Here is a 19,402-nt window from a genome sequence, read left to right as displayed (position 1 = left end):
CCCGGCGACTTGCCCATAAAAGGTCCTGTTTTGCTCATGGACCGCATCATCCGTTGAAGAAGCTTTTTCCAATCGTCGCGTTCATTGCCGTTGCACTGATCAGCATGACCATGGCGGGGTTCGCTTATTTCGCGACGCAGGAAGCCGCCCGCATCAAGTTCGAAGGGGCGGCCGATGACGCCCTCAACCGGATCGAGAGCCGCATCGACCTGCACCTGTCGCTGCTGCGCTCGACACAGGCCCTGTTCGACGCACGCAACGGCGATATTTCCCAGAACGAGTTCAAGGCATTCTTCAAGGCGCTGGATGTCGACAACAATTTCGCCGGCCTGCGAGGCATCGGCTTCCTGCGGCTGGTCAGGACGGGCGACGAGGCAGCGGTGGAACGCGACACCCTCCACGATTTCGGCGCCAGTCATCCGGTCTATCCGGATACGACGCAGGCCTGGCGCACGCCGATCGCGCTTTTCGAGCCGCTCGATCCGTCCAACCAGACCATCATCGGCTATGACATGTTCAGCGAGCCGGTGCGGCGTGCGGCGATCGAAAAAGCCATGGCCGATGACCAGCAGCATGCGAGCGGGCTGGTGCAACTCGGCCAGGGCACGGGCGTGGCGCAGACTTTCACGGGCTTCCTGGTCTATGTGCGGCTCAATGTGGAAACCGCACCGGAGGTCATCAACGCATCGCGGTCCTCGACCGCCGGCTTTCTCTATGCGGCCTTTCGGGCCCGGGACCTGTTCCAGATCGCGCTCAGCCGTGCGCCGCTGCTGCCGGTCAACACCGAGATCTATGATGGAGCGGTGAACGGCGACAACCTGTTGTTCCGCTCGGAGACGCCACCGGCCTCATCCCTGGGAGACCGGCTGCTGGTCACCCGCAAGATGACCGTGGCGGGACGCCCTTGGACGGTATTGTTCAGGCCAACCAGCGCCTTCTCGCAACCCTCTTCGCGCGCCATCCCCGTGATGCTGGGGCTGTTCGGCCTGCTCCTGGCAGGCGCCATCGCGCTGGTGGCGCGCTATCAGGAGCGAGCCTATGACGCGGTGTCGGCCTTGCACGAGACGACGGAAAAAAGCCTGCTCGAAAAGGACCTGATGCTGCAGGAGATGAAGCATCGCATCAAGAACTCCATCACCAGGGTGCTGGCGATCGCGCGGCAGACGGCTTCGCGGGCAACCGACGTCAATGAGTTTTCCGCTTCCTTCTCGGCCAGGCTGCAGGCGATGGCCGCCTCGCAGGATATGTTGACGCGCTCGCGCTGGCAGAAAGCCGACCTTGCCGATCTGCTGCGCATCGAGCTTGGCCAGGTGTTCGGCAAGGAATTGCCGGACGGGCTCCTGTCAGGCCCGGAGGTGCTGCTCGATGAAACAACGACGCAGGCGCTTGGGCTGACCTTTCATGAACTCGCCACCAACGCGCTGAAATACGGCGAAGCCGGCAATTTCGTTGGCGCTCTCAAGGTGAACTGGTCGCTGGAAGGGCGGGGGCGCGAGCGGACGCTGGCGCTGAACTGGCGGGAGGCGGGGAAGAAGAGGGTAGAGGCGCCATCGCGGACGGGATTCGGCACCAAGCTGATCGATCTCAATGTCACGCGCGAGCTGCGCGGCACGATCAGACGCGATTTTCAGGCCGATGGCCTCAAGGTGGAAATCAAAATTCCACTGGCCGGCTGAAACCCACCCGTCAGCGGCCCTAGCGGCCGACCCCCAGCCACGAAAATCCGGAGGCCCCTGGGCCTCCGGATTTTGACTTGTTATCGCTGAATCAGTTGCAGCGGGCCGTGTAGATCCGGCCGCGATGGTCGCGATACTGGCAGTAGCCGTTGCGCAGGTTGCGAACCAGCAGGCCGGAACCGGCACCGACGGCCGCGCCGATCAGGGCACCCTTGCCGCCGCCGACCAACCCACCCACGCCCGCGCCGATCAAGCCGCCGCCGACGACGTCCTGCTCGGTCGAGGTACAGCCGCTGACGGCAACCACCGCAACCATGGCAATAAGTATTTTCCGCATAGAGTCACTCCTCACTTGTGTCCACACTTTGGTAAGCTCCAACCGCCATTTAGCACGAAACGACGGCCTTTGCTGCTGCAATTTACTGTTGGCTAAGGTCGTCTTTTTCTGGGCGGTTCGTGTTCAATGCCATGACGACGTTGGATACGGCCAACGAAGCGTCAAGACTACCATCTGGCCGCACCTTCCAGACAATCTGATCGTAGTCGTCCTCCAAGGCGGGATCGACCGCGAGGCATTTGGCGACGACATGCTGCGCCTGCCCCTGCACGTCGCCCATCGCGAAGGGGCGCTCAGCGGTGCATTCGTCAGCAGTCGCAAAAACACTGACAGGGACCTGCAATTCCCGACATTCGGCCATTGTGTTCGAGCAACCGATCACCAGCAGCAACGCGGCTATATGTTCCATGACAGATGTTCCTCTGGCCGCATTAACGGCCGGCATCGTCAAAAAGTTCCTGTCATTCCAACGGCGTTACGCGAATAGTTCGGAGAAAACCGCGGCTCCTCACGCTGCGGCGTTGGCCTGCCCGGCGACTTCAATTGGCGCGACGGAGAGGAGAGCAGATTTAGTCAGGTCAACTGCCAGAAAATGGCCAGCACCATGATCGCGGCCGCGGCAAGAACGATCCCCTTCATCAACCCCCTACCTGCTTCAGGGAGTGCCTCCATGGAGGGTTCGGATTCCAGAAATTCGCCCATCGAAATACGGGCGGCTTGTTCCAATCTGTTCATGTCGGCAATCGTCAAGACATTCCTCCCGTACCGTGCTTCGAGCCTGCCAACAATCTCCGAAGGCGGGGCAGGTTCCGACGGTATCTGGGAAAAACAGCATCCGCGCTTATGGTGAACAGCCGGTTAAGGATTGTTGTTTGCCAGGCTCTCACTGCGTCTCGAAATTGCTGTGCGGCACGACAAGGCGATATTCGAGGTGGCCCTCGCCGATATCCAGGTTCGCGGTTCCGTTCAGGGATGCCGGCACCACCCGCTCCAACGCGACGCTGCCGAATCGCCGTTGACCGCCACCACCGCGATTGGCTTCTATCGTTTCGGCCCATGTCAGCGACAGCGCAACCTCCCCCGTGGCAGCAGCGTCGAGTTGGGCGGTAACCTCGACGAAGCCATCCGGCCGGGACAGGGCGCCGTAGCTCAACGAGTTGACGGCAAGTTCATGCATCGCCAGCCCGATATGCAGTGCGGCGTTGGGATTGAGGTAAGGATTGGCGCCACGAAAACGGAGGCTGTGCGACGGGTTCGCGCCATAGCGGCCGACCTGGCCCGCCACCAGTTCATGAAGGGCTGCCCCTCGCCAATTGGAGGATGTCACCAGATCCTGGGAGGAGGCCAGCGACTGCAGCCGGCCGCGGAAGCGCGTCAGGAAATCGCCGATGCCGTCGGAATAGCGACCGGTCTGGGTCGCGATGCTCTGGATGATCGCCAGGAGGTTCTTCGAGCGATGGCTGACTTCCCGCAGCAGCGTCGTCAACGTCTGTTCACGCCGCTTTTGCTCGGTCGTCTCGACCATGGTGGTGACGACGCCCTGTACATCGCCATCGTCGCCTCGGTCGGCATCGACCCAAATCTGAAACCAGCGAACGCCATTCTCGACCGGGACACTGATTTCAAGGCGCTGGGGATTGCCGGTCGCGATCACATCGCGCTTGGCGGCGCCGATGCGGTCGGTCTGCGCCGTCGGCAAAATGCCGTTGCCATCGACATCGTCGGAGGCCCACGGGGCGCGCATGTTGCGGGCCCATACGGTCTTCATCTCGCGATCCTGATAGAGGACGGAAATGCCGGCATTGTGGAGCGCGTGGAGAAGAGCCCGGCCAAGCTGCATGCCGCTCTCCGCGGGATGCAAGGCGATCACTTCATCGCCCCGTGCGCCTTCCTCTCTATCTGAAGTCCTAGAGCGCATCGGTCAACCTGTCCACCCCAACTCAGACTGAACCGCTCACCTGCCACATCGGTTCCAAATGAATCGGGATAACCACCCTTCCTAAAGCGGTCCGCCGGACGGCGTCCAGTAAAGGACACCGCCCGGCGGTGGCTGGAAACCGTTTGAGGGGTGCGGCTTCCAGTGTTCCTCTATTCAGTCGCCAGGCTCACGCCCGTCTGAAAAGGCCGGCCAAAAGCGAAATGACCAGGAATGCGAGGAAGATGAAGAACAATATCTGCGCGATACCGGCGGATGTGCCGGCGATGCCGCCGAAACCAAGCGCGCCGGCAATAATCGCCACGACGAGAAATACGAGCGCCCAGTAAAGCATGGTTCATCTCCTTCCAATGATACGGTGAAAACGTGGGTAAATGCGGTTTGTTCCACCATTCGCCGAAAAAGCCGATGCTTGCAAACCGTTCCAGGCAGCGCGGGCTGGAAATTCGCTGGCGGCCGATCCGGCTTGTCAAGAAGGCCACCGAATGCATCGCACCCAGTGGCCTTTATGTCCTTGTCCGGCTCGCGGAGGCCGCGATTTATGCAGCGGCCTTGGCCTGCCGATCGAAGAAGAGCGCCTGGCTGATCAGCGCCTTCACCATGTCGGGATTGAACGGCTTGGTCACGAGGAAGGCAGGCTCCGGACGCTCTCCGGTCAGCAGACGCTCGGGAAAAGCGGTGATGAAGATTACCGGCACCGATGTCGACGAGAGGATTTCGTTCACCGCCTCGATGCCCGAGCTGCCGTCGGCGAGCTGGATGTCGGCCAGCACCATCTTCGGTCGGGTCTTGCCGAACATCGTCACCGCTTCGGCATGGGTGCGCGCCGTGCCCACCACCCGATGGCCGAGGCTCTCGACCATCTCCTCTATATCCATGGCAATGAGCGGCTCATCCTCGATGATCAGCACGTCGGTCGCCACCTGACGGGAAATCTCGTTGCTTGCCTGGGCAAGCAGCTCGGAGAACTGCTGGTCGCCGACATCGAGGATCTCGGCCGCCTCGTCCTCGCTGAAACCTTCGACGGCAACCAGCAGGAAGGCCTGGCGGGGAAGCGGCGCGATCGCATTGAGATTGGCGGCCGCGCGCTGTTCCCAGCCCGCCTGTGTCTGCTCTTGCGGAACGCGGATGGCAACCGATGTGAAGAGCTTGGCGAAAACCTTGTATAGTGCGATCCGGTCACTCGACGCCTCGGGGAAGATGTCGACATCGGCAATGATCGCCTCAAGCATCGCGGCGACCAGCGCGTCGCCGCTCTCCTGCGATCCCGAGACGGCACGCGAAAAGCGCCGCAGGAACGGCAGATGCGGAGCGATGGTGGCGGACAAGCTCATAATAGACGTCTCCCTCAGATGACGCGTTGAACGGATTCCAGGCTATGCCGATTGCAAGCCCCGTGGGAAACAACGCCGCTTTTCTGAAAAAGTTCCGCCGATATGGAACGAATCACCGGCAATGGCGTTTTAGTGCCGGGATGGGCAACCAGACGAGGGTGCCGCTTGCCTTGTGTTGTGTTGTGAGCGGCTTGAGTTCTGGGAAATAAAGGGCGAAATGAAGGACATGACCAAAGATATTCTGGCTGGCGTCACGGGCAGGCGCCGGAATGGCGACGGCGATCCGTTAGGGCCGAATTCCGAAATCGGACGCAAACTCAAACAATATTACGACGAGCTGGTCTCCGACAATGTGCCGGATCGCTTCGCCCAGTTGCTCAGCCAACTGGAACAGGCCGAACCCGCACAGAAGAAGGACTAGGGACATGGCAGCGGTCTCCCAAGGCTTCAAGACCGATCTGCTTGGGGCGATCCCGAGCTTGCGGGCCTTTGCCGTGTCGCTGACGCAGAATGCCGACAAGGCCGATGACCTCGTTCAGGAAACGTTGGTCAAGGCCTGGGACAAGCATGAAAGCTTCCAGCCCGGCACCAACCTCAAGGCATGGCTTTTCACGATACTGCGCAATGAATTCTATTCGCAAATGCGCAAGCGCGGTCGCGAGGTGCAGGACAGCGACGGCATCATGACGGCCCGGCTTGCAGTGCACCCGGCCCAGCACGGCCAGCTCGACCTCAAGGATTTTCGCGGGGCACTCGAGCAATTGCCGGAGGACCAGCGCGAAGCCATCATCCTGATCGGTGCATCGGGCTTCTCCTACGAGGAGGCCGCCGAAATCTGCGGTTGCGCGGTCGGTACGATCAAAAGCCGCGTCAGCAGGGCCCGCACGCGCCTGCAGGAAATCCTGAAAATCTCAGGTGAGGACGAGTATGGCCCCGACGCGATTTCGGCTCAGGTCACGGGAACGGCCGCGCATTGAAATGCGGGGCCGCATAACGGCGATTCGGACGTTGTCGCGTCAGTCTCAGCCAGGGGAGCCGCGACCATAGGCCAGCGCCACGGCCTCGACGAGGTCTTCGCCCGAATAGGGCTTGGTGACCAGCCTCACCCCCGGGAAAGACGCCTTGATCTCATCCGCATCCGAATAACCAGACGCAAACACGAACGGGACGCCGGTCTCACGAAGGCCCGCGGCAAATTCGAGCGTCGAGGCGCCACCCAGCATCAGGTCGACAATGGCCGCGTCGAAATCCTTCGCGACCTTCCGGCCATCGACCTCGGCCAAATCGCGGGCAACCACCACCTCGCCTGCACCGTGGTCACGGCAGAGTTGCTCGACATCCATGGCGATGAGGAACTCATCCTCCAGGACAAGAATGCGCAATCCATCAAGTAATTGGGGCACAGGCAATTGCTCCTTGAAACGCCGGGAGTCATGATCGCAATTTGGTGTGTTGTCATTTAAAAAAGACATCCGCCGACAGGCCGATCTCGGCAACACGCAAAAACAGACCTGCTCACGGCAGGCATTCGCAAGGGGGTCGAAATGCCGAGCCAGACCGGGCGCTCTTCCTCAAGCCGTCAATACCCCTGCGAGCAATGCCCGTTGCGGTCCCTGCCGGTGTTCCGGGAGTTCCAGAAGCCGGAGCTGGCCTTCATCAGCAAGTTCAAGAAGGGAGAACTCGCGGTCGACAAGGGTGCCACGGTTCTCGTGGAAGGAAGCCACAGCGCGCATCTCTACACTGTGCTGTCCGGCTGGGCGTTCCGCTACAAGCTGCTGCAGGACGGCCGCCGGCAGATCCTCAATTACCTCATGCCCGGCGATCTCATCGGTCTGCAAGGCAGCGTCATGGGGGAAATGCAGCATTCCGTCGAGGCGCTGTCGCCAATGCTGCTTTGCGTGTTCGAACGCGACAATCTGCTCGAGATCTACCGCAACCATCCGGGCCTCGCCTACGACATCACCTGGATCGCTTCGCGTGAAGAGCGGATGCTGGACGAGAACCTGCTCAGTGTCGGCCGCCGCAGCGCAATCGAACGCGCCGCCTATCTTGTCGCCTTCATCGCCAGCCGCGCCAAGGTCGTGGGCCTGAACGGCACGCAGTCCATCCAGATACCGATCACGCAGCAGCACATCGCCGATACGCTTGGCTTGTCGTTGGTTCACACCAACAAGACAATCCGCAAGCTGATGGACCGTCAGCTGATCGTCTGGCGCGACGGCGGTTGCGGTGTCGTCGACATTGAAGGTCTGAAACAGCTCGCCGGCTGGGAGGGGCTGTCCGAGGGCCGCCGGCCGCTGATCTGACCGACACCTTGCCGGGGCGGATCGGGTGCGCGTGACCGGGTTTTCGGGTAGTTTGTCCCGACATCGGAACCTTGAGACGCAAGGCGCGTTTGAAATCGAGCAATCACAAGGAGTTAAGCAATGGCCACCGTCGCAGGGAAGACAGCCAACGAAGCGCGGACGAATCCGGATCTGGAAGCCGACATCAGGCAGTTGAAGGCCGATATCGACAAGCTCACCAAGCAATTGGCCAAGACCGGTGAACACGGCTACGGCACGGCGCGGCGCGCGGCGGCCGAAGGCGTCGAACAGTTGCGCGCCCAAGGGGAGGCCGCCTTCGACAGCTTGCGCGGTAATGCCAGGGATATCGAGGCGCAGATGGTGGCAAGCGTACGCGAAAAGCCGGTGACGTCGCTGGCTATCGCCGCGGGCGTCGGCTTCCTGTTCGCGCTGCTCACGCGTCGCTAGTTCCGCCGAGATGGGACTGCTGGCATCGTTGCTCTCGGGTTTCGCCTCGGGCGAAACCGTGGCCGCCATACGTCGAGCACGGACGGCGGCCATCGTCTATATGCTTGCCGCGCTGGCGGTGTTTTGCGGTATCGGCTTCCTAGTCGGCGCGGCCTATATCTGGGCATCGGCCCGCTATGGATCGCTGGCGGCGGCGATTGGTTTCGGTGTCGGCTTTCTGGTCATCGCAGGCCTTGTTCTTTTGACCCATCGGCTGATGTCGGGCACGCGGATGCGCCGCGAGGCTAGGCGGCGCAAGACCGACATGAAAGCGATCGGCATTACGGCCGCGCTCGCTGTGCTTCCGGCATTGCTCAAAGGTGGGCTCAAAGGTGGGCTCAAGGGAAAAGGTGGGCTCGGGGTTATTCTTGGTCCGGCCGTGGCACTCGCGGCCTATGCCATCTACCGCGAGAATGTGAAGTCCGACACCGACCACCACCCGGATGCCGGCGAGGGGTAGTCGCGCCGGCGGCCATGCTCACGTCATCTCGACAGATCTTCCAGCGGCATCGATATTTCGGCGAAGACCCCATCGCGCCGGAATTCATGGGTTACTTCGCTCGAAATGACCTTGGCCAGGCTGCGCCGGATGAGGATCGAGCCGAAGCCTTGCCGCTCGGGCGGCGCGACTTCAGGACCGCCGCTTTCGCGCCAGGTGAACACCAGGCGCCTGTCACCATTCTTGCCTTGGGCTTTCCAGTCGAGATCAACCTTGCCTGATGCAACCGACAGTGACCCATACTGCAGCGCGTTGCTGGCCAGTTCGTGCAAGATCAGCCCGAGGCCGACGGCCTGATCGGGCGACAGCAGCAGATCGGCGCCCGAGATTGCCAGCCGCGGCTGGGCGGCGTTGTCGAAAGGCCTGATCTCGATCTGGACGAGTTCGCGGATGCCGATACCGCGCCACTCGCGGTCGGACAGCAGGCCATGGGCGATACCCAGGGCTTGAAGCCGGGCGCTGAAGGCTTTGAGGAATTCGCTCGGCTGGCGGGCATGGCGCACGGTCTGCGTCGCCAGCGCCTGGACCGTCGCCAGCGTGTTCTTGACCCGGTGGTTGAGTTCACGCAGCAGGAGCCGTTGCCGTTCGTCACCGAGCTTGCGTTCCGAAATGTCGTAGTTGACGCCGAAAATCAGCGTCGGCTTGCCTTCGTCATCGCGCTCGATGACACGGCCGCGCGTGGCCACCCATCGCGGTGGATGGAAGCCATTCACCCGGTATTCGCCAAAATAGTCGTCACTGCCGGTCAAGGCATCACGAAAGCTGGTTTCGGTCTGGTGGACGTCGCGTGGATCGATGGCTGTCAGAACATCGCGGGCCCGCAACCTTGTCGAGCGCGGCAGGTTGAACAATTCCGGCAATCGGACGTCGCAGTCGATGACGTCGGTGCGGACGTCCCAGGCCCAACTTGCCAGCGAAGCAGCATCGAGGGCGACGGCGCGCCGCTTTTCCTCGCGCGCGAGCGCGGCTTCGGCGACAGCGCCGGTGCGGGTCGCGTGCTTCAGGGTGAACAGGCTGCCGGCGAGGCCGGCGAGCGTTTTCAACTGGTCGAGCCTGGAGCGGGACGGGTGGGCACCCGGCTTGCGGTGCATGACGCACAGGGTTCCGATCCGCGCTCCCGCGACAATGATCGGGACGCCGGCATAGAAGCGCACATGATGCTTGCCGGTCACCAGCGGATTGGCATGGAAACGCTGGTCGGCTGCTGCATCCGTCACCACCATCGGCTCATCGCCAGCGGCGATGGCGTGCGCACAGAAGGAGATGGCTGTCGTAATCTGTGTTTCTTCCATGCCAGAACAGGATTTGAACCATTGCCGATCGAGGTCGACAAGTGTGACCAGCGCGATCGGCGCGCGCATCACGGCGGCGGCAAAGCCGCCGATGCGGTCGAAATCCGGGTCGGGCGCCGTATCAAGCATCTCAAGCCAGTGCAACACGGCCAGCCGGTGCTCGTCCTGCACGGCGCGCGCAACCTCGGCCGGCAGACCGGCTGCTGTTTCCACCCTGCTATTCAAACCAAGTTCCCGTGGCTTGCCTTGATGTCCTCACCGTCGCCGGCCCGGGACAGCCCTGCAGCCGGAACCATCCTTGCGAGGGACCGTTACCCGAGCGTGATTTGCCGATCGCGTCAGCCGACGCGAAACCAGACGAGGACCCGCCATGGCCAGGAACATTCCCGAAAACAAAGCGCGTCAGGGGCGGTGGGGCTGGCATGGGTTCCGAATCCTGATCGCCGGACTGCTCCTGGTGCTCGTCGCCTGGGGCGTCGCCGAGATCTACGGCGTGTTGATCAAGGCGCCGAACAGCGACGAGCAACATGTCCCCACGCCGCCGAGCACCAGTCCGGCGCCCTCCGGCTGAAGTCAGTCCCTTGATGACTTCACACAGCATCAGGCGGCCTTCACCTGGGCGACGCTGGCCGGCACCAGCACATTGAGCGCTCCAGGTTTGATTTCGATCGTCGTCTCACGATCGAGCCTGACCAGTTCGCCGTCCATGACGGCGCGGAATTTCCTGCCGCCGGAATGGATTTTGAGGGTCACCCTGTCGGCCTGGTGGATTTCGACATGTTCGTTGTCACGCCACTTGCCGCGCGCCACGTTGAACAAAAACTTGACCAGTTCGGCGCGCTGCTGCGCTACCGTGACGTAAATGCCGAGCACGCCACCGGCCGGATTGTCGGCATAGGGCAGGTGACCTTCGCCGAAGAGATTGTTGGTCACGCCGAGGCCGGATATGCGGGCAGTCATCTCCGCTTCACCGATGCCGAGCGTGACCTTCATTGCCGGCGGGTTCTTGATCGTTGCCCAGGCTGCCTTGGCTGAAGCGCCGATCTTGCCCAGGCGTGAGCCGAATTCCATGCCCTGGCGCAGTTGCACCATCTTGGCATGCATGCCGATCGAGAACTGATGAACGAAAGGCTGGCCATTGGCCGTTGCCATGTCGACCGCGATGATTTCGCCGTCGGCAAAGGATTTCAGCGCCGCATCGAGCGACTGCGGAATACCAAGGCCGCGCGCGAACAGGTTCATGGTGCCGGCCGGCAATATGGCGAGCGCCTTTTTCCTGCCCATCAGCCTGGCGGCCGCGGCCGAGATGGTGCCGTCACCGCCTCCGGCGAGCACGACGTCGACGGTGTGGCGCGACGCAGCGCTGTCGAGAGTGTCCACGACGTCCTTGCCGGCAACGATGTCGATGCTGAGAGAGTGGCCCGCCGATTCCAGCGTCTGACGCATCCGGTCCGAAAAGGCGGCGAGATCGGTGGTGCGCAAGGTGCCGCCGTCCCGGTTCAGCACCGCCGCGAATTTCATGCCCCGCTCCGCTGATCACCTCAAACCCGACCGGGGTACCCCAGCCAGCGGCTGAAACGCGTCAAACCAGGAATAGTTCCGGCAGGGCGGAAACTCCGGCCAGACCCAGGTTTTCGGCAATGGGCAGTCAGATCCGCTTCTTGGGTTTTGGCTTCGGCCATCGCGGTTTTTGTCGGAACAACGGCATGGTCACGACGTTGTGAACCTGCAGAGATGTCGCGTCCGATCCCCAGCGAGGGGTTCAACCGGGCGCGGCATGTACGAAATCAGGCACGAGGAGAGACCATCATGATCCGCACCCTTTTAGCGACGACCGCCCTTGCGACAATGGTTGCAACCGGCGCCTTCGCGCAGAGCGCTGCAACCCCAGCCCCAGCGAACCAGCCCGCCGCCCAGGAGCCGGCCGCGACGGCGCCGGTGCCGCGCGCTGAAGGCAGCATCGTCACCAACATCATCGGCGAAACCGTCTACAATGGCACTGGCGACAATGCCGAGAATATCGGCAAGGTCACTGACGTGGTCTTCGACAAGGACGGCATGGCGAAATCCGTCGTCATCGGCGTCGGCGGTTTCCTTGGCGTGGGAACCAAGAATGTCGCCTTCGACTACGACAAGCTGCAATGGGCCGAGAAGAACGGCGATCGCTGGCTGGTGGCGCAGACCACCAAGGACGAACTGAAGGCGCATCCGGAGTTCGACAGTAAGGCTTACGCGCCGGCCCCGGCCCCAGCGACGACCGCACAGGCGCCGGCCACATCGACCGACACCGCACAGCAGTCCACGAACGCCGAGCCGGTCAAACAGGCTGATGGCAACCTGGCCACAAACATCATCGGTGAAAATGTCTACAACGGCACCGGCGATGACGCCCAGAAGATCGGCGATGTGAACGACATCGTGCTGACCAAGGAAGGCAAGGCGCAGTCGCTGATTATCGGCGTCGGCGGGTTCCTGGGCATGGGCGAAAAGAACGTGGCTTATGATTTCGCCAAGGCGCAGTGGGCACAGAAGAACGGCGACCGCTGGCTGGTGGCGCAGACCACCAAGGAAGAGCTGCAGGCGCAGCCGGATTTCAACCGCAAGGCCTATGATCCGGCACCGGCAACGACGGCATCCAATGAACCGGCGCCAACCGCGCCCGCCGCGACAGCTCCCGCCGCCGCTCCGGCGGACAAGACCGCGGCTGCGCCGGCTGACGCCACGGCTCCTGACCAGACACAGACCGCGGCCATCGACAAGTCCAAGCTTACCGAGATGCCGGTTGGAGAGATCAGGGGCGACGACCTGAAGGGCACGACGGTCTATGGCGCCAATGACGCCAAGGTCGGTGAGATCGGCGATGTGGTGCTGACCCCCGACAAGAAACCCGACGCCGTGATCGTCGATGTCGGCGGCTTCCTCGGCATTGGCGAGAAGGAGGTCGCGGTCGGCATGGATAATTTGAAGTTCATGACCGACAAGGACGGCAAGAAGTACCTTTATACGACCTTCACCAAGGAGCAGCTCGAGAAGCAAGCGGCTTACGATAAAGGCTCCTACGCCCAGAAGCGCGACGAGCAGCGTCTGATCGTTCGGTAGGCAAGGATACTTCGATAGGGAAGGATACTCCGATAGGCAAGGATACAGGGCGGTAGGGTAATCCCTACCGCCCTGTTTGCGACCTGGAATATCCAGCCACTCCGTTTTCCGTCAGTTCCAAGAGGGCAAGCGACTGGTCGAGGTGTTCGGCCCGCCAGGCGAGCAGCCTTTCGGCGAATTCCAGCCGGGTCGACCGATGTACCGGGCTGCCGGCGAGGTTCTTCAATTCGCCGGGGTCTTCCTCCATATCGAAAAGCAGCGGCGGCAGGCCGCCGCCAAAATGCACGTATTTGAATTTCTTCGTGCGGATGACAGCGAGGTTGCACTGGCGCGAGGTGATGCCGAAGTGCCGTTCGGCTTCACCGCCGGCGATCGAGCGAAAGTCGAACTCCCAGTGCGCGGCGTCGCGCCAAATGGCGGGCGTTCCACCGCTCAGGAAGGGTTTCAGCGAGCATCCGTCAAGGTGCGGTTCGGGAGCCACGCCGAGCAGGTCGATGAGCGTAGGCAAAATGTCTACCGCTTCGGTGAAGCGATCGACAGCGCCGCCGGCAGCCTTGCGGTGGCGTGGATCGCGGATGATCAGCGGGATATGGTAGCTGCCGTCGAAATAGCCGCCCTTGCCCAGCATGAAGTGGTCGCCCATCATTTCAGCATGGTCGGAGGTGAGCACGATGATGGTGTTGTCCCACGCGGCTTCGGTCTTCAGCGCTTGCCACAGGCGGCCGAGCTGCGCGTCCACCTCCGAGATCATGCCGTAATAGATCGCTCGGATGCGGCGGAAATCATCCTCGCTCCAGTCGTGCACCTTGCCCGTGGCGCCGGGGCGGAACTTCGCTCGTTTTTGGCGATCGAGATCATAGGCGACGTAGGGGTGGCCCTGAGATTCGGCGCGCCAACTTTCCGCGCGGTGAAAAGCGGGGCCGTCCGCGGGATCGTATTGAGTGTTGTACGGTTCCGGTACGATGAAGGGCGGATGCGGGCTGATAAAGGAGAGATGCGCAAACCACGGCGTGGCCTCGTCCTGCTCGCCCAGCCAGCGGATGAACTCGCCGGCAAGGAAGGCCGTCGGCGTCTGGTCCCTGGAGTAGACGGGTGGCGCTTCGGTCACCGCACCGTCGACCTCGCCCACCGGACGATGAATGTCAGGACTTCCAGCGCCGGCATCGATGCCTTGCTGCTTCAGCCAAGACAGCCACTGCTTCTGATGTTCGGGCAGCAATTGGCGCGCCGTGAAGCCGGGCAGAACACCCTCATAGCTGTGCAACCGCGGATCGGCCGGTGCAAGCTGGCGCGGATCGAGCGACACATCGGTATAGCCGAACAAGGTCGGATCGTAACCGACGCTGCGCGCGGCGAGCGCAATATTGCCATGGCGGGCGTCGAGCGGCGTGCCGTTGCGGCAGACACGATTGTTCATCTGATAGAGGCCGGTGTAGAGGCAGGCACGGGCCGGTGAGCAAGGCGCCGCGCCGCCATAATGGCGCTTGAACAGCACGCCGTCGGCGGCCAGCGCATCGGCATTCGGCGTCTTCACCTGGGGATGGCCGACAGCCGACAGGCAATCGCCGCGCCACTGGTCGCAAGTGATGAGAAGGACATTTGGCCGCCTGCCTTTTCCAGTCACTTGCGCTTACCCCTCTCCAGCACGTCGAATGCGCACATGGAACCGATTCCATCCAACGCGCAAGACCAGGGCTGTTTGCTAAACGGTGAACAAGGATCTTGGGATTGTTCACTTTTAAGGCACAGTCCATCCTGTGTTTGCAGCCTTTGCCATACTCGCTCGTATCCTCATATTGGCCAGGAGAGCGGCGAGGGCCGCACAAGCACCAAGGGAAGGAGCAGAGACCATGCTCGACCAGATCAAGGGCCTGCATCACGTCACCTCGATGGCCAGGGATGCACGGCAGAACAATGATTTCTTCACCCACAAGCTCGGCCTGCGCCGGGTCAAGAAGACGGTCAATTTCGACGCGCCCGACGTCTACCATCTCTATTATGGCGACGAGGCCGGCACACCCGGTTCGGTGATGACCTATTTCCCGTTTCCCAACATCGGCAAGGGCCGTCCTGGTGTCGGCGAAGTCGGCACCACGGTCTATTCCGTGCCGGAAGGCGCGCTCGCCTCTTGGGAAAAACGCTTCACCGACGAAGGCGTAACCAATGTCGCCCGCGAGGAAAGCTTTGGCGAGAAGCGGCTCGCATTTGCCGGCCCGGACGGCGATGGCTTTGCACTGGTCGAGGACAAGGCCGACGGCAGAGCGCCCTGGGTGAAGGGCGGTATTGCCGCGGACGAGGCGATCCGCGGCTTTCACTCGGTTTCGCTGAGACTGAAGGATGGCGGCGCCACCGAGGAGCTGTTGAAGTTCATGGGTTACGAGGAGGTCGACAAGTCAGGCAATGTCAGGCGGCTCGCCGTCAAGAACGGCAATGGCGCCGATTTCGTCGATATCGAAACGCTGCCGACCGCACCCTTCGCCGATCTCGGCGCCGGCTCCGTTCATCATGTCGCCTTCGCCGTCGAGAATCGCGCCAAGCAGCTCGAAGTGCGCAAGGCGCTGATGGATACGGGTTATGGGGTGACGCCGGTGATCGACCGCGATTATTTCTGGGCGATCTATTTCCGCACGCCGGGCGGCGTGCTGTTCGAAGTCGCCACCAATGAGCCGGGTTTCGACAAGGACGAGGACACCGCCCATCTCGGCGAGGCGCTGAAGCTGCCGACGCAGCATCAGCATCTGCGGCCATATCTCGAACAGCATCTGCAGAAGCTGGAGGGCTGAGACGATGAGCAAGGACGCTTACGCCCATAGGGTGCTGCCTGGTTCGCCGGGTGGTCCGCTGCTTTTCGTTTTCCATGGCACTGGCGGCGACGAGAGCCAGCTTGTCTCGCTGGGGCGCGATCTCGCGCCCCAGGCCACCATTGTCTCGCCGCGGGGCGATGTGTCGGAGCAAGGTGCCGCGCGCTTCTTCCGCCGCACCGGCGAGGGCGTCTATGACATGGACGACCTGGCGCGGGCCACGGCCAAGATGGCGGGCTTCATCCAGGCCCATGTCGAGGCGGCGAAGCCATCGGCCGTGCTCGGCCTCGGCTATTCCAATGGCGCCAACGTCCTGGCTTCGCTGGTGTTCGAAACCCCTGACCTGTTCGACGCCACGGTGCTGATGCATCCGCTGATCCCGTTCGAGCCGCAGGTGAAGGGCAGCCTTGCCGGTCGTCACATCCTGGTGACCGCCGGCAGGCGCGATCCGATCTGCCCGCCGAACCTGACGGCGCGGCTCGAAGCCTATTTGCGCGCCGACGGAGCCGATGTCACAGTGGAGTGGCACGAAGGCGGGCACGAGGTGCGGCCAAACGAAATCGAAGCGGCGCGGCGGCTTTTCGCCACCATCGCCCAAGGAGTGTAGAGATGCCCGATCAATTGCCAGAGATCGAACTTGAAGATCGCGGCTCCAAGGGTCGCTACGTCCTGCGCGGTGCAGGCGGCGCCGAGGCGGAGATGACCTTCACCAAGATCGGCGAGCACCAGCTGATCATCGATCACACCGAAGTGCCGGACGCCTTTCGCGGCCAGGGCGCCGGGCTTCGGCTCGTCACCCGCGCCGTCGAGGACGCGCGGGCGGCAGGCAAGAAGATCATCCCGCTCTGCCCGTTCGCCAACGCCCAGTTCCGCCGTCACCCGGAATGGGCGGATGTGCTGAAGCAGTAGCCCCGCAAGCACAAAGCGGATGTGCAGGAACAGAGCTAAACGGGCGGCCATTGCCGTCCCGTTGGCTTTGTAATTTGCCCCGGCGGCACATCTTGCCTAGATATGATATATCGCCCTGCCGACAAACAGACCGAATGATCCCCCATATGACCGAAACAGACCTCGTCCCCGTCTTTGACGGCCACAACGACACGCTGCTGCGTTTGCACCAGGCGAAAGACGCGGACGTCGAAAAGCTGTTCATCGAAGGGAAATCGGGCGGCCATATCGACTTGCCGCGCGCCAGGGCCGGCGGATTCGCCGGCGGCATGTTCGCCATCTTCCCGCCGCCGGTCGAGAAAGCGCGGCGCAGCGCCGTGCCTTCGGCGCCGAGCGACAGCGAACCGCTGCCGCCCGAGGTGCCGCGCGCCGATGCGCTCAACTCGACGATCGCGATGGCGTCCATCCTGTTCCGGCTGGAGCGTGCCGGTGCATTGGCGATCTGCCGCAGCGCCGACGATGTGCGCAATGCCATGGCGCAAGGCACGATTGCCGCGGTGTTCCACATCGAAGGCGTCGAGGCCATCGATCCCGAACTCACCATGCTCGACGTGCTGCATGCCGCGGGCCTGCGCTCGCTCGGCATCGTCTGGAGCCGGCCCAATGCGTTCGGTCACGGCGTGCCGTTTCGCTTTCCGTCCTCGCCGGACACCGGTCCGGGCCTGACCGATGCCGGCAAGGCGCTGGTCAAGGCCTGCAATGAACTGAGGATCATGATCGATCTCTCGCATCTCAACGAGAAGGGTTTTCGCGACGTCGCAGCGCTTAGCGATGCGCCGCTGGTCGCCACCCATTCCAACGTGCATGCGATCTGCGGCCATTCGCGCAACCTCACCGACTGGCAGCTCGGCGCGATCCGCGACTCCGGCGGCATGGTCGGGTTGAACTTCGCCACCGGCTTCCTGCGCGAGGACGGCCGCATGAATGCCGACACCAGCCTCGACATCATGGTGCGTCATATCGATTCCCTGCTGCAGGCCTTGGGTGAGGATGGCGTCGGTCTCGGTTCGGATTTCGACGGCGCCATGATCCCGGCGGTCATCGGCGACGTCGCCGGCCTGCCGAAACTCATCGATGCGCTGGCGGCGCGCGGTTTTGGCCGGGCGCTGATCGAAAAGATTGCCTACCGCAACTGGCTAAGCATGCTGGAAAGAACGATAGGTTAGGACGCCTTATTCGAAGCCCATGCGCTTCAGCCAGTCCTTGCCGACGCCGCGATCGCGAATGATCGGCAGCGGGTTTTCCGCATCGAGCCGAGCGCAAATGCGATAGACCTCCAGCGTCTCGGCGCTCATCTCGCCGCGCTTGTAGAAGAACATGGCGGCGGCATAGCGCGTGCGGCCAGACCATTTCTCGCCGAGCGGCGTGTTGACCAGCTCCCACTGTTCGGCGGCTTCACCTTCTTCCTGTTGCTTGCCCGCTTCCTCGGTCATGGTCAGAAATCCGCCGGCGGATTGGCGGTACGGCGGTCGAGCTTGATGAAGGGTCGCGCCACCACCTTGGCCCGTTTCATCAGCTTCTGGTACCGCAGCTCGCGCATGGCGTAGATCTCGACCCAGAGGTCTTCCACGACGGTATCGCCATAGGGCCGCGCCAGCGAGGCGATGGCGATGTTGCGCTTGGCCATCGGCGACCACATGGCGGCGCTGACCAGGCCGACCTCCTGGCTCTTCCCGTGATAGACGATCGCGTGTTCGGCCGGGATGTTGCCTTCAATCTCCAGTCCGACGAGGACATGCCGAAGCTTGCGTTTGGCGCGGGCCTCGAGGATGGCGCGGCGGCCATTGAAATGGCCCTTGTCCAGATCGACCATGAAGCCGAGCCCGATCTCGTCGGGCATGCGCAACCGGTCGGCGCGGATGGCATGTTCGGCGGTGGTGAAATCGGCGTTGGCGACGATCAGCCCAGCCTCGATACGGGCACGGTTGAGGGCGGTGTAGCCGATTGCCCTGATGCCGCGCAGTTCCCCAGCTGTCATCAGCCGATCCCACAGGCTCAGCGCCTTTTCGGCCGGAACGAACAGTTCGTAACCGAGATCGCCGGTAAAGCCGGTGCGTGAAATTATGGCCGTGCCGCCGTCGTGCGGGAATTCGGCAAGGTCGAATATTTTCAGCCTCTCGACACCGGCAAAACCGGCGTCGCGCAGCACAGCGAAGGATGTGGGCCCCTGCAAGGCGAGCCCGGCGACGGCCTCGGTCTCTTCCTCGACGATGACGTCGAAACCAAGGGCGCTGTCCAGCAGCCACGGCAGATGCCGCTCCTGCGAACACAGCCGGAAGCGGGTCGGCGAAAGTCGGAACAGCGTCCCGTCGTCCAGCACAAAACCCTCGTCGTCACACCAAGCGGTGTAATGAACGCGGCCGGTCCTGAGCTTGGTGACATCGCGCAAGGTGACGCGGTCGAGGAAGGCCTGGGCATCCGGTCCTTCGATCCGGTATTTGGTCATCGGCGAGATGTCGAAGAGTGCTGCCTGACTGCGGATGGCGAAATATTCGAGCTCCTCGTCCCAAAGCGAATGCGGCGCGCGGTAGCCGGCCCAATTGTACCAGTCCTGGGTCTTGGCCAGCGCGTCGAGGCGCGGCTGGAACGGCGTGCCGAGGCGCAGCGTGCGGAAGTGGGATTGGGCTGCGATGCGGGCTGTCAACGGAATGGAGGCTTGATGGGTCATGATGGCGCCATGGAGTGCAG

The 19,402-nt window shown here is 62.6% G+C and carries 24 protein-coding genes; 12 read left to right on the top strand and 12 right to left on the bottom strand.

Annotated elements, in window-relative coordinates:
• Nucleotides 1–53: 53 nt before the first annotated feature.
• Nucleotides 54–1,676, top strand: a complete 1,623-nt coding sequence (locus LB571_RS00330; protein WP_140662975.1) for a CHASE domain-containing protein — start codon at nt 54–56, stop codon at nt 1,674–1,676.
• Nucleotides 1,677–1,767: 91 nt separating this feature from the next.
• Here LB571_RS00330 and LB571_RS00325 read toward each other — a convergent pair whose 3' ends face one another.
• From LB571_RS00325 to LB571_RS00300, 6 genes are all read right to left on the bottom strand, one after another.
• Complete coding sequence (locus LB571_RS00325) at nt 1,768–2,013, bottom strand: YMGG-like glycine zipper-containing protein (RefSeq protein ID WP_015315393.1); 246 nt, start codon at nt 2,011–2,013, stop codon at nt 1,768–1,770.
• 82 nt (nt 2,014–2,095) lie between these two features.
• Nucleotides 2,096–2,422, bottom strand: coding sequence for a hypothetical protein (locus LB571_RS00320; RefSeq protein ID WP_224591518.1), 327 nt, complete (start codon nt 2,420–2,422; stop codon nt 2,096–2,098).
• A gap of 164 nt (nt 2,423–2,586) precedes the next feature.
• Nucleotides 2,587–2,763, bottom strand: coding sequence for a hypothetical protein (locus LB571_RS00315; protein ID WP_015315395.1), 177 nt, complete (start codon nt 2,761–2,763; stop codon nt 2,587–2,589).
• A gap of 133 nt (nt 2,764–2,896) precedes the next feature.
• Entirely contained in the window at nt 2,897–3,931 is a 1,035-nt protein-coding gene (locus tag LB571_RS00310; protein ID WP_224587892.1) for a sensor histidine kinase, read from the bottom strand.
• Nucleotides 3,932–4,118: 187 nt separating this feature from the next.
• The gene (locus LB571_RS00305; protein ID WP_010911886.1) at nt 4,119–4,283 is read right to left on the bottom strand and encodes a DUF1328 domain-containing protein; all 165 of its coding nucleotides are present in this window, start codon (nt 4,281–4,283) and stop codon (nt 4,119–4,121) included.
• A 205-nt stretch (nt 4,284–4,488) separates the two neighbouring features.
• Nucleotides 4,489–5,283 (bottom strand): response regulator, encoded by a 795-nt coding sequence (locus LB571_RS00300; RefSeq protein WP_015315397.1) that lies wholly within the window; start codon nt 5,281–5,283, stop codon nt 4,489–4,491.
• Between the two features lie 217 nt (nt 5,284–5,500).
• Here LB571_RS00300 and LB571_RS00295 point away from each other — a divergent pair, with 217 nt between their 5' ends.
• Both LB571_RS00295 and LB571_RS00290 read left to right on the top strand, forming a co-directional pair.
• Entirely contained in the window at nt 5,501–5,704 is a 204-nt protein-coding gene (locus tag LB571_RS00295; protein ID WP_140616734.1) for a NepR family anti-sigma factor, read from the top strand.
• A gap of 4 nt (nt 5,705–5,708) precedes the next feature.
• Nucleotides 5,709–6,260 (top strand): RNA polymerase sigma factor, encoded by a 552-nt coding sequence (locus LB571_RS00290; RefSeq protein ID WP_010911883.1) that lies wholly within the window; start codon nt 5,709–5,711, stop codon nt 6,258–6,260.
• 45 nt (nt 6,261–6,305) lie between these two features.
• Here LB571_RS00290 and LB571_RS00285 read toward each other — a convergent pair whose 3' ends face one another.
• On the bottom strand, nt 6,306–6,755 hold the full coding sequence (locus LB571_RS00285; protein WP_140789866.1) for a response regulator: 450 nt from the start codon (nt 6,753–6,755) through the stop codon (nt 6,306–6,308).
• Between the two features lie 72 nt (nt 6,756–6,827).
• On the opposite strand from LB571_RS00285, the gene LB571_RS00280 reads away from it, so the two are divergent.
• The 3 genes from LB571_RS00280 to LB571_RS00270 all read left to right on the top strand — a co-directional run bounded on the left by LB571_RS00280 (nt 6,828) and on the right by LB571_RS00270 (nt 8,535).
• Nucleotides 6,828–7,589 carry a Crp/Fnr family transcriptional regulator gene (locus tag LB571_RS00280; protein WP_224591516.1) on the top strand — a complete coding sequence of 254 codons (762 nt, stop codon included), beginning with the start codon at nt 6,828–6,830 and terminating at the stop codon, nt 7,587–7,589.
• A 120-nt stretch (nt 7,590–7,709) separates the two neighbouring features.
• The gene (locus tag LB571_RS00275) at nt 7,710–8,036 is read left to right on the top strand and encodes a YqjD family protein (RefSeq protein ID WP_015315401.1); all 327 of its coding nucleotides are present in this window, start codon (nt 7,710–7,712) and stop codon (nt 8,034–8,036) included.
• A 10-nt stretch (nt 8,037–8,046) separates the two neighbouring features.
• Nucleotides 8,047–8,535, top strand: coding sequence for a hypothetical protein (locus tag LB571_RS00270; RefSeq protein WP_140720109.1), 489 nt, complete (start codon nt 8,047–8,049; stop codon nt 8,533–8,535).
• A 23-nt stretch (nt 8,536–8,558) separates the two neighbouring features.
• Here the strand turns inward: LB571_RS00270 and LB571_RS00265 are convergent, their stop codons facing one another.
• The gene (locus tag LB571_RS00265; protein WP_224591514.1) at nt 8,559–10,091 is read right to left on the bottom strand and encodes a sensor histidine kinase; all 1,533 of its coding nucleotides are present in this window, start codon (nt 10,089–10,091) and stop codon (nt 8,559–8,561) included.
• 145 nt (nt 10,092–10,236) lie between these two features.
• Here LB571_RS00265 and LB571_RS00260 point away from each other — a divergent pair, with 145 nt between their 5' ends.
• Nucleotides 10,237–10,437 carry a hypothetical protein gene (locus LB571_RS00260; RefSeq protein WP_023774118.1) on the top strand — a complete coding sequence of 67 codons (201 nt, stop codon included), beginning with the start codon at nt 10,237–10,239 and terminating at the stop codon, nt 10,435–10,437.
• A gap of 29 nt (nt 10,438–10,466) precedes the next feature.
• Here the strand turns inward: LB571_RS00260 and LB571_RS00255 are convergent, their stop codons facing one another.
• A complete protein-coding gene (locus LB571_RS00255; RefSeq protein ID WP_140662967.1) occupies nt 10,467–11,387 on the bottom strand; it encodes a diacylglycerol/lipid kinase family protein in 921 nt (306 codons plus the stop codon).
• Nucleotides 11,388–11,675: 288 nt separating this feature from the next.
• Here LB571_RS00255 and LB571_RS00250 point away from each other — a divergent pair, with 288 nt between their 5' ends.
• Nucleotides 11,676–12,965, top strand: coding sequence for a PRC-barrel domain-containing protein (locus LB571_RS00250; RefSeq protein ID WP_140712719.1), 1,290 nt, complete (start codon nt 11,676–11,678; stop codon nt 12,963–12,965).
• A gap of 64 nt (nt 12,966–13,029) precedes the next feature.
• Here LB571_RS00250 and LB571_RS00245 read toward each other — a convergent pair whose 3' ends face one another.
• Nucleotides 13,030–14,589 (bottom strand): alkaline phosphatase family protein, encoded by a 1,560-nt coding sequence (locus LB571_RS00245; RefSeq protein ID WP_224591512.1) that lies wholly within the window; start codon nt 14,587–14,589, stop codon nt 13,030–13,032.
• 226 nt (nt 14,590–14,815) lie between these two features.
• On the opposite strand from LB571_RS00245, the gene LB571_RS00240 reads away from it, so the two are divergent.
• From LB571_RS00240 to LB571_RS00225, 4 genes are all read left to right on the top strand, one after another.
• Nucleotides 14,816–15,748 (top strand): VOC family protein, encoded by a 933-nt coding sequence (locus tag LB571_RS00240; protein ID WP_140616739.1) that lies wholly within the window; start codon nt 14,816–14,818, stop codon nt 15,746–15,748.
• A gap of 4 nt (nt 15,749–15,752) precedes the next feature.
• Complete coding sequence (locus tag LB571_RS00235) at nt 15,753–16,373, top strand: alpha/beta hydrolase (protein WP_224591509.1); 621 nt, start codon at nt 15,753–15,755, stop codon at nt 16,371–16,373.
• 2 nt (nt 16,374–16,375) lie between these two features.
• Nucleotides 16,376–16,675 carry a GNAT family N-acetyltransferase gene (locus LB571_RS00230; RefSeq protein ID WP_015315410.1) on the top strand — a complete coding sequence of 100 codons (300 nt, stop codon included), beginning with the start codon at nt 16,376–16,378 and terminating at the stop codon, nt 16,673–16,675.
• Between the two features lie 146 nt (nt 16,676–16,821).
• Entirely contained in the window at nt 16,822–17,880 is a 1,059-nt protein-coding gene (locus LB571_RS00225; RefSeq protein ID WP_224587899.1) for a dipeptidase, read from the top strand.
• 6 nt (nt 17,881–17,886) lie between these two features.
• Here LB571_RS00225 and LB571_RS00220 read toward each other — a convergent pair whose 3' ends face one another.
• Both LB571_RS00220 and LB571_RS00215 read right to left on the bottom strand, forming a co-directional pair.
• A complete protein-coding gene (locus tag LB571_RS00220; RefSeq protein ID WP_015315412.1) occupies nt 17,887–18,147 on the bottom strand; it encodes a hypothetical protein in 261 nt (86 codons plus the stop codon).
• Between the two features lie 2 nt (nt 18,148–18,149).
• Nucleotides 18,150–19,382: an aminomethyltransferase family protein gene (locus LB571_RS00215; RefSeq protein ID WP_224592204.1), complete on the bottom strand. Its 1,233-nt coding sequence runs from the start codon at nt 19,380–19,382 to the stop codon at nt 18,150–18,152.
• Between the last annotated feature and the right edge of the window lie 20 nt (nt 19,383–19,402).

This window comes from Mesorhizobium sp. BR1-1-4, from assembly GCF_020165375.1.
GTDB classification, from domain to species: domain Bacteria; phylum Pseudomonadota; class Alphaproteobacteria; order Rhizobiales; family Rhizobiaceae; genus Mesorhizobium; species Mesorhizobium australicum.
This window is presented reverse-complemented; position numbering and strand designations above follow the sequence as displayed.

Excerpts from the sequence above, each read along its gene's own strand:
- LB571_RS00280 (WP_224591516.1), top strand. The coding sequence starts at position 6,828 with ATGCCGAGCCAGACCGGGCGCTCTTCCTCAAGCCGTCAATACCCCTGC.
- LB571_RS00260 (WP_023774118.1), top strand. The coding sequence starts at position 10,237 with ATGGCCAGGAACATTCCCGAAAACAAAGCGCGTCAGGGGCGGTGGGGC.
- LB571_RS00250 (WP_140712719.1), top strand. The coding sequence starts at position 11,676 with ATGATCCGCACCCTTTTAGCGACGACCGCCCTTGCGACAATGGTTGCA.
- LB571_RS00325 (WP_015315393.1), bottom strand. The coding sequence starts at position 2,013 with ATGCGGAAAATACTTATTGCCATGGTTGCGGTGGTTGCCGTCAGCGGC.
- LB571_RS00270 (WP_140720109.1), top strand. The coding sequence starts at position 8,047 with ATGGGACTGCTGGCATCGTTGCTCTCGGGTTTCGCCTCGGGCGAAACC.
- LB571_RS00285 (WP_140789866.1), bottom strand. The coding sequence starts at position 6,755 with ATGTCTTTTTTAAATGACAACACACCAAATTGCGATCATGACTCCCGG.
- LB571_RS00305 (WP_010911886.1), bottom strand. The coding sequence starts at position 4,283 with ATGCTTTACTGGGCGCTCGTATTTCTCGTCGTGGCGATTATTGCCGGC.
- LB571_RS00215 (WP_224592204.1), bottom strand. The coding sequence starts at position 19,382 with ATGACCCATCAAGCCTCCATTCCGTTGACAGCCCGCATCGCAGCCCAA.
- LB571_RS00310 (WP_224587892.1), bottom strand. The coding sequence starts at position 3,931 with ATGCGCTCTAGGACTTCAGATAGAGAGGAAGGCGCACGGGGCGATGAA.
- LB571_RS00235 (WP_224591509.1), top strand. The coding sequence starts at position 15,753 with ATGAGCAAGGACGCTTACGCCCATAGGGTGCTGCCTGGTTCGCCGGGT.
- LB571_RS00300 (WP_015315397.1), bottom strand. The coding sequence starts at position 5,283 with ATGAGCTTGTCCGCCACCATCGCTCCGCATCTGCCGTTCCTGCGGCGC.
- LB571_RS00220 (WP_015315412.1), bottom strand. The coding sequence starts at position 18,147 with ATGACCGAGGAAGCGGGCAAGCAACAGGAAGAAGGTGAAGCCGCCGAA.
- LB571_RS00290 (WP_010911883.1), top strand. The coding sequence starts at position 5,709 with ATGGCAGCGGTCTCCCAAGGCTTCAAGACCGATCTGCTTGGGGCGATC.
- LB571_RS00225 (WP_224587899.1), top strand. The coding sequence starts at position 16,822 with ATGACCGAAACAGACCTCGTCCCCGTCTTTGACGGCCACAACGACACG.
- LB571_RS00275 (WP_015315401.1), top strand. The coding sequence starts at position 7,710 with ATGGCCACCGTCGCAGGGAAGACAGCCAACGAAGCGCGGACGAATCCG.
- LB571_RS00240 (WP_140616739.1), top strand. The coding sequence starts at position 14,816 with ATGCTCGACCAGATCAAGGGCCTGCATCACGTCACCTCGATGGCCAGG.
- LB571_RS00295 (WP_140616734.1), top strand. The coding sequence starts at position 5,501 with ATGAAGGACATGACCAAAGATATTCTGGCTGGCGTCACGGGCAGGCGC.
- LB571_RS00320 (WP_224591518.1), bottom strand. The coding sequence starts at position 2,422 with ATGGAACATATAGCCGCGTTGCTGCTGGTGATCGGTTGCTCGAACACA.
- LB571_RS00230 (WP_015315410.1), top strand. The coding sequence starts at position 16,376 with ATGCCCGATCAATTGCCAGAGATCGAACTTGAAGATCGCGGCTCCAAG.
- LB571_RS00255 (WP_140662967.1), bottom strand. The coding sequence starts at position 11,387 with ATGAAATTCGCGGCGGTGCTGAACCGGGACGGCGGCACCTTGCGCACC.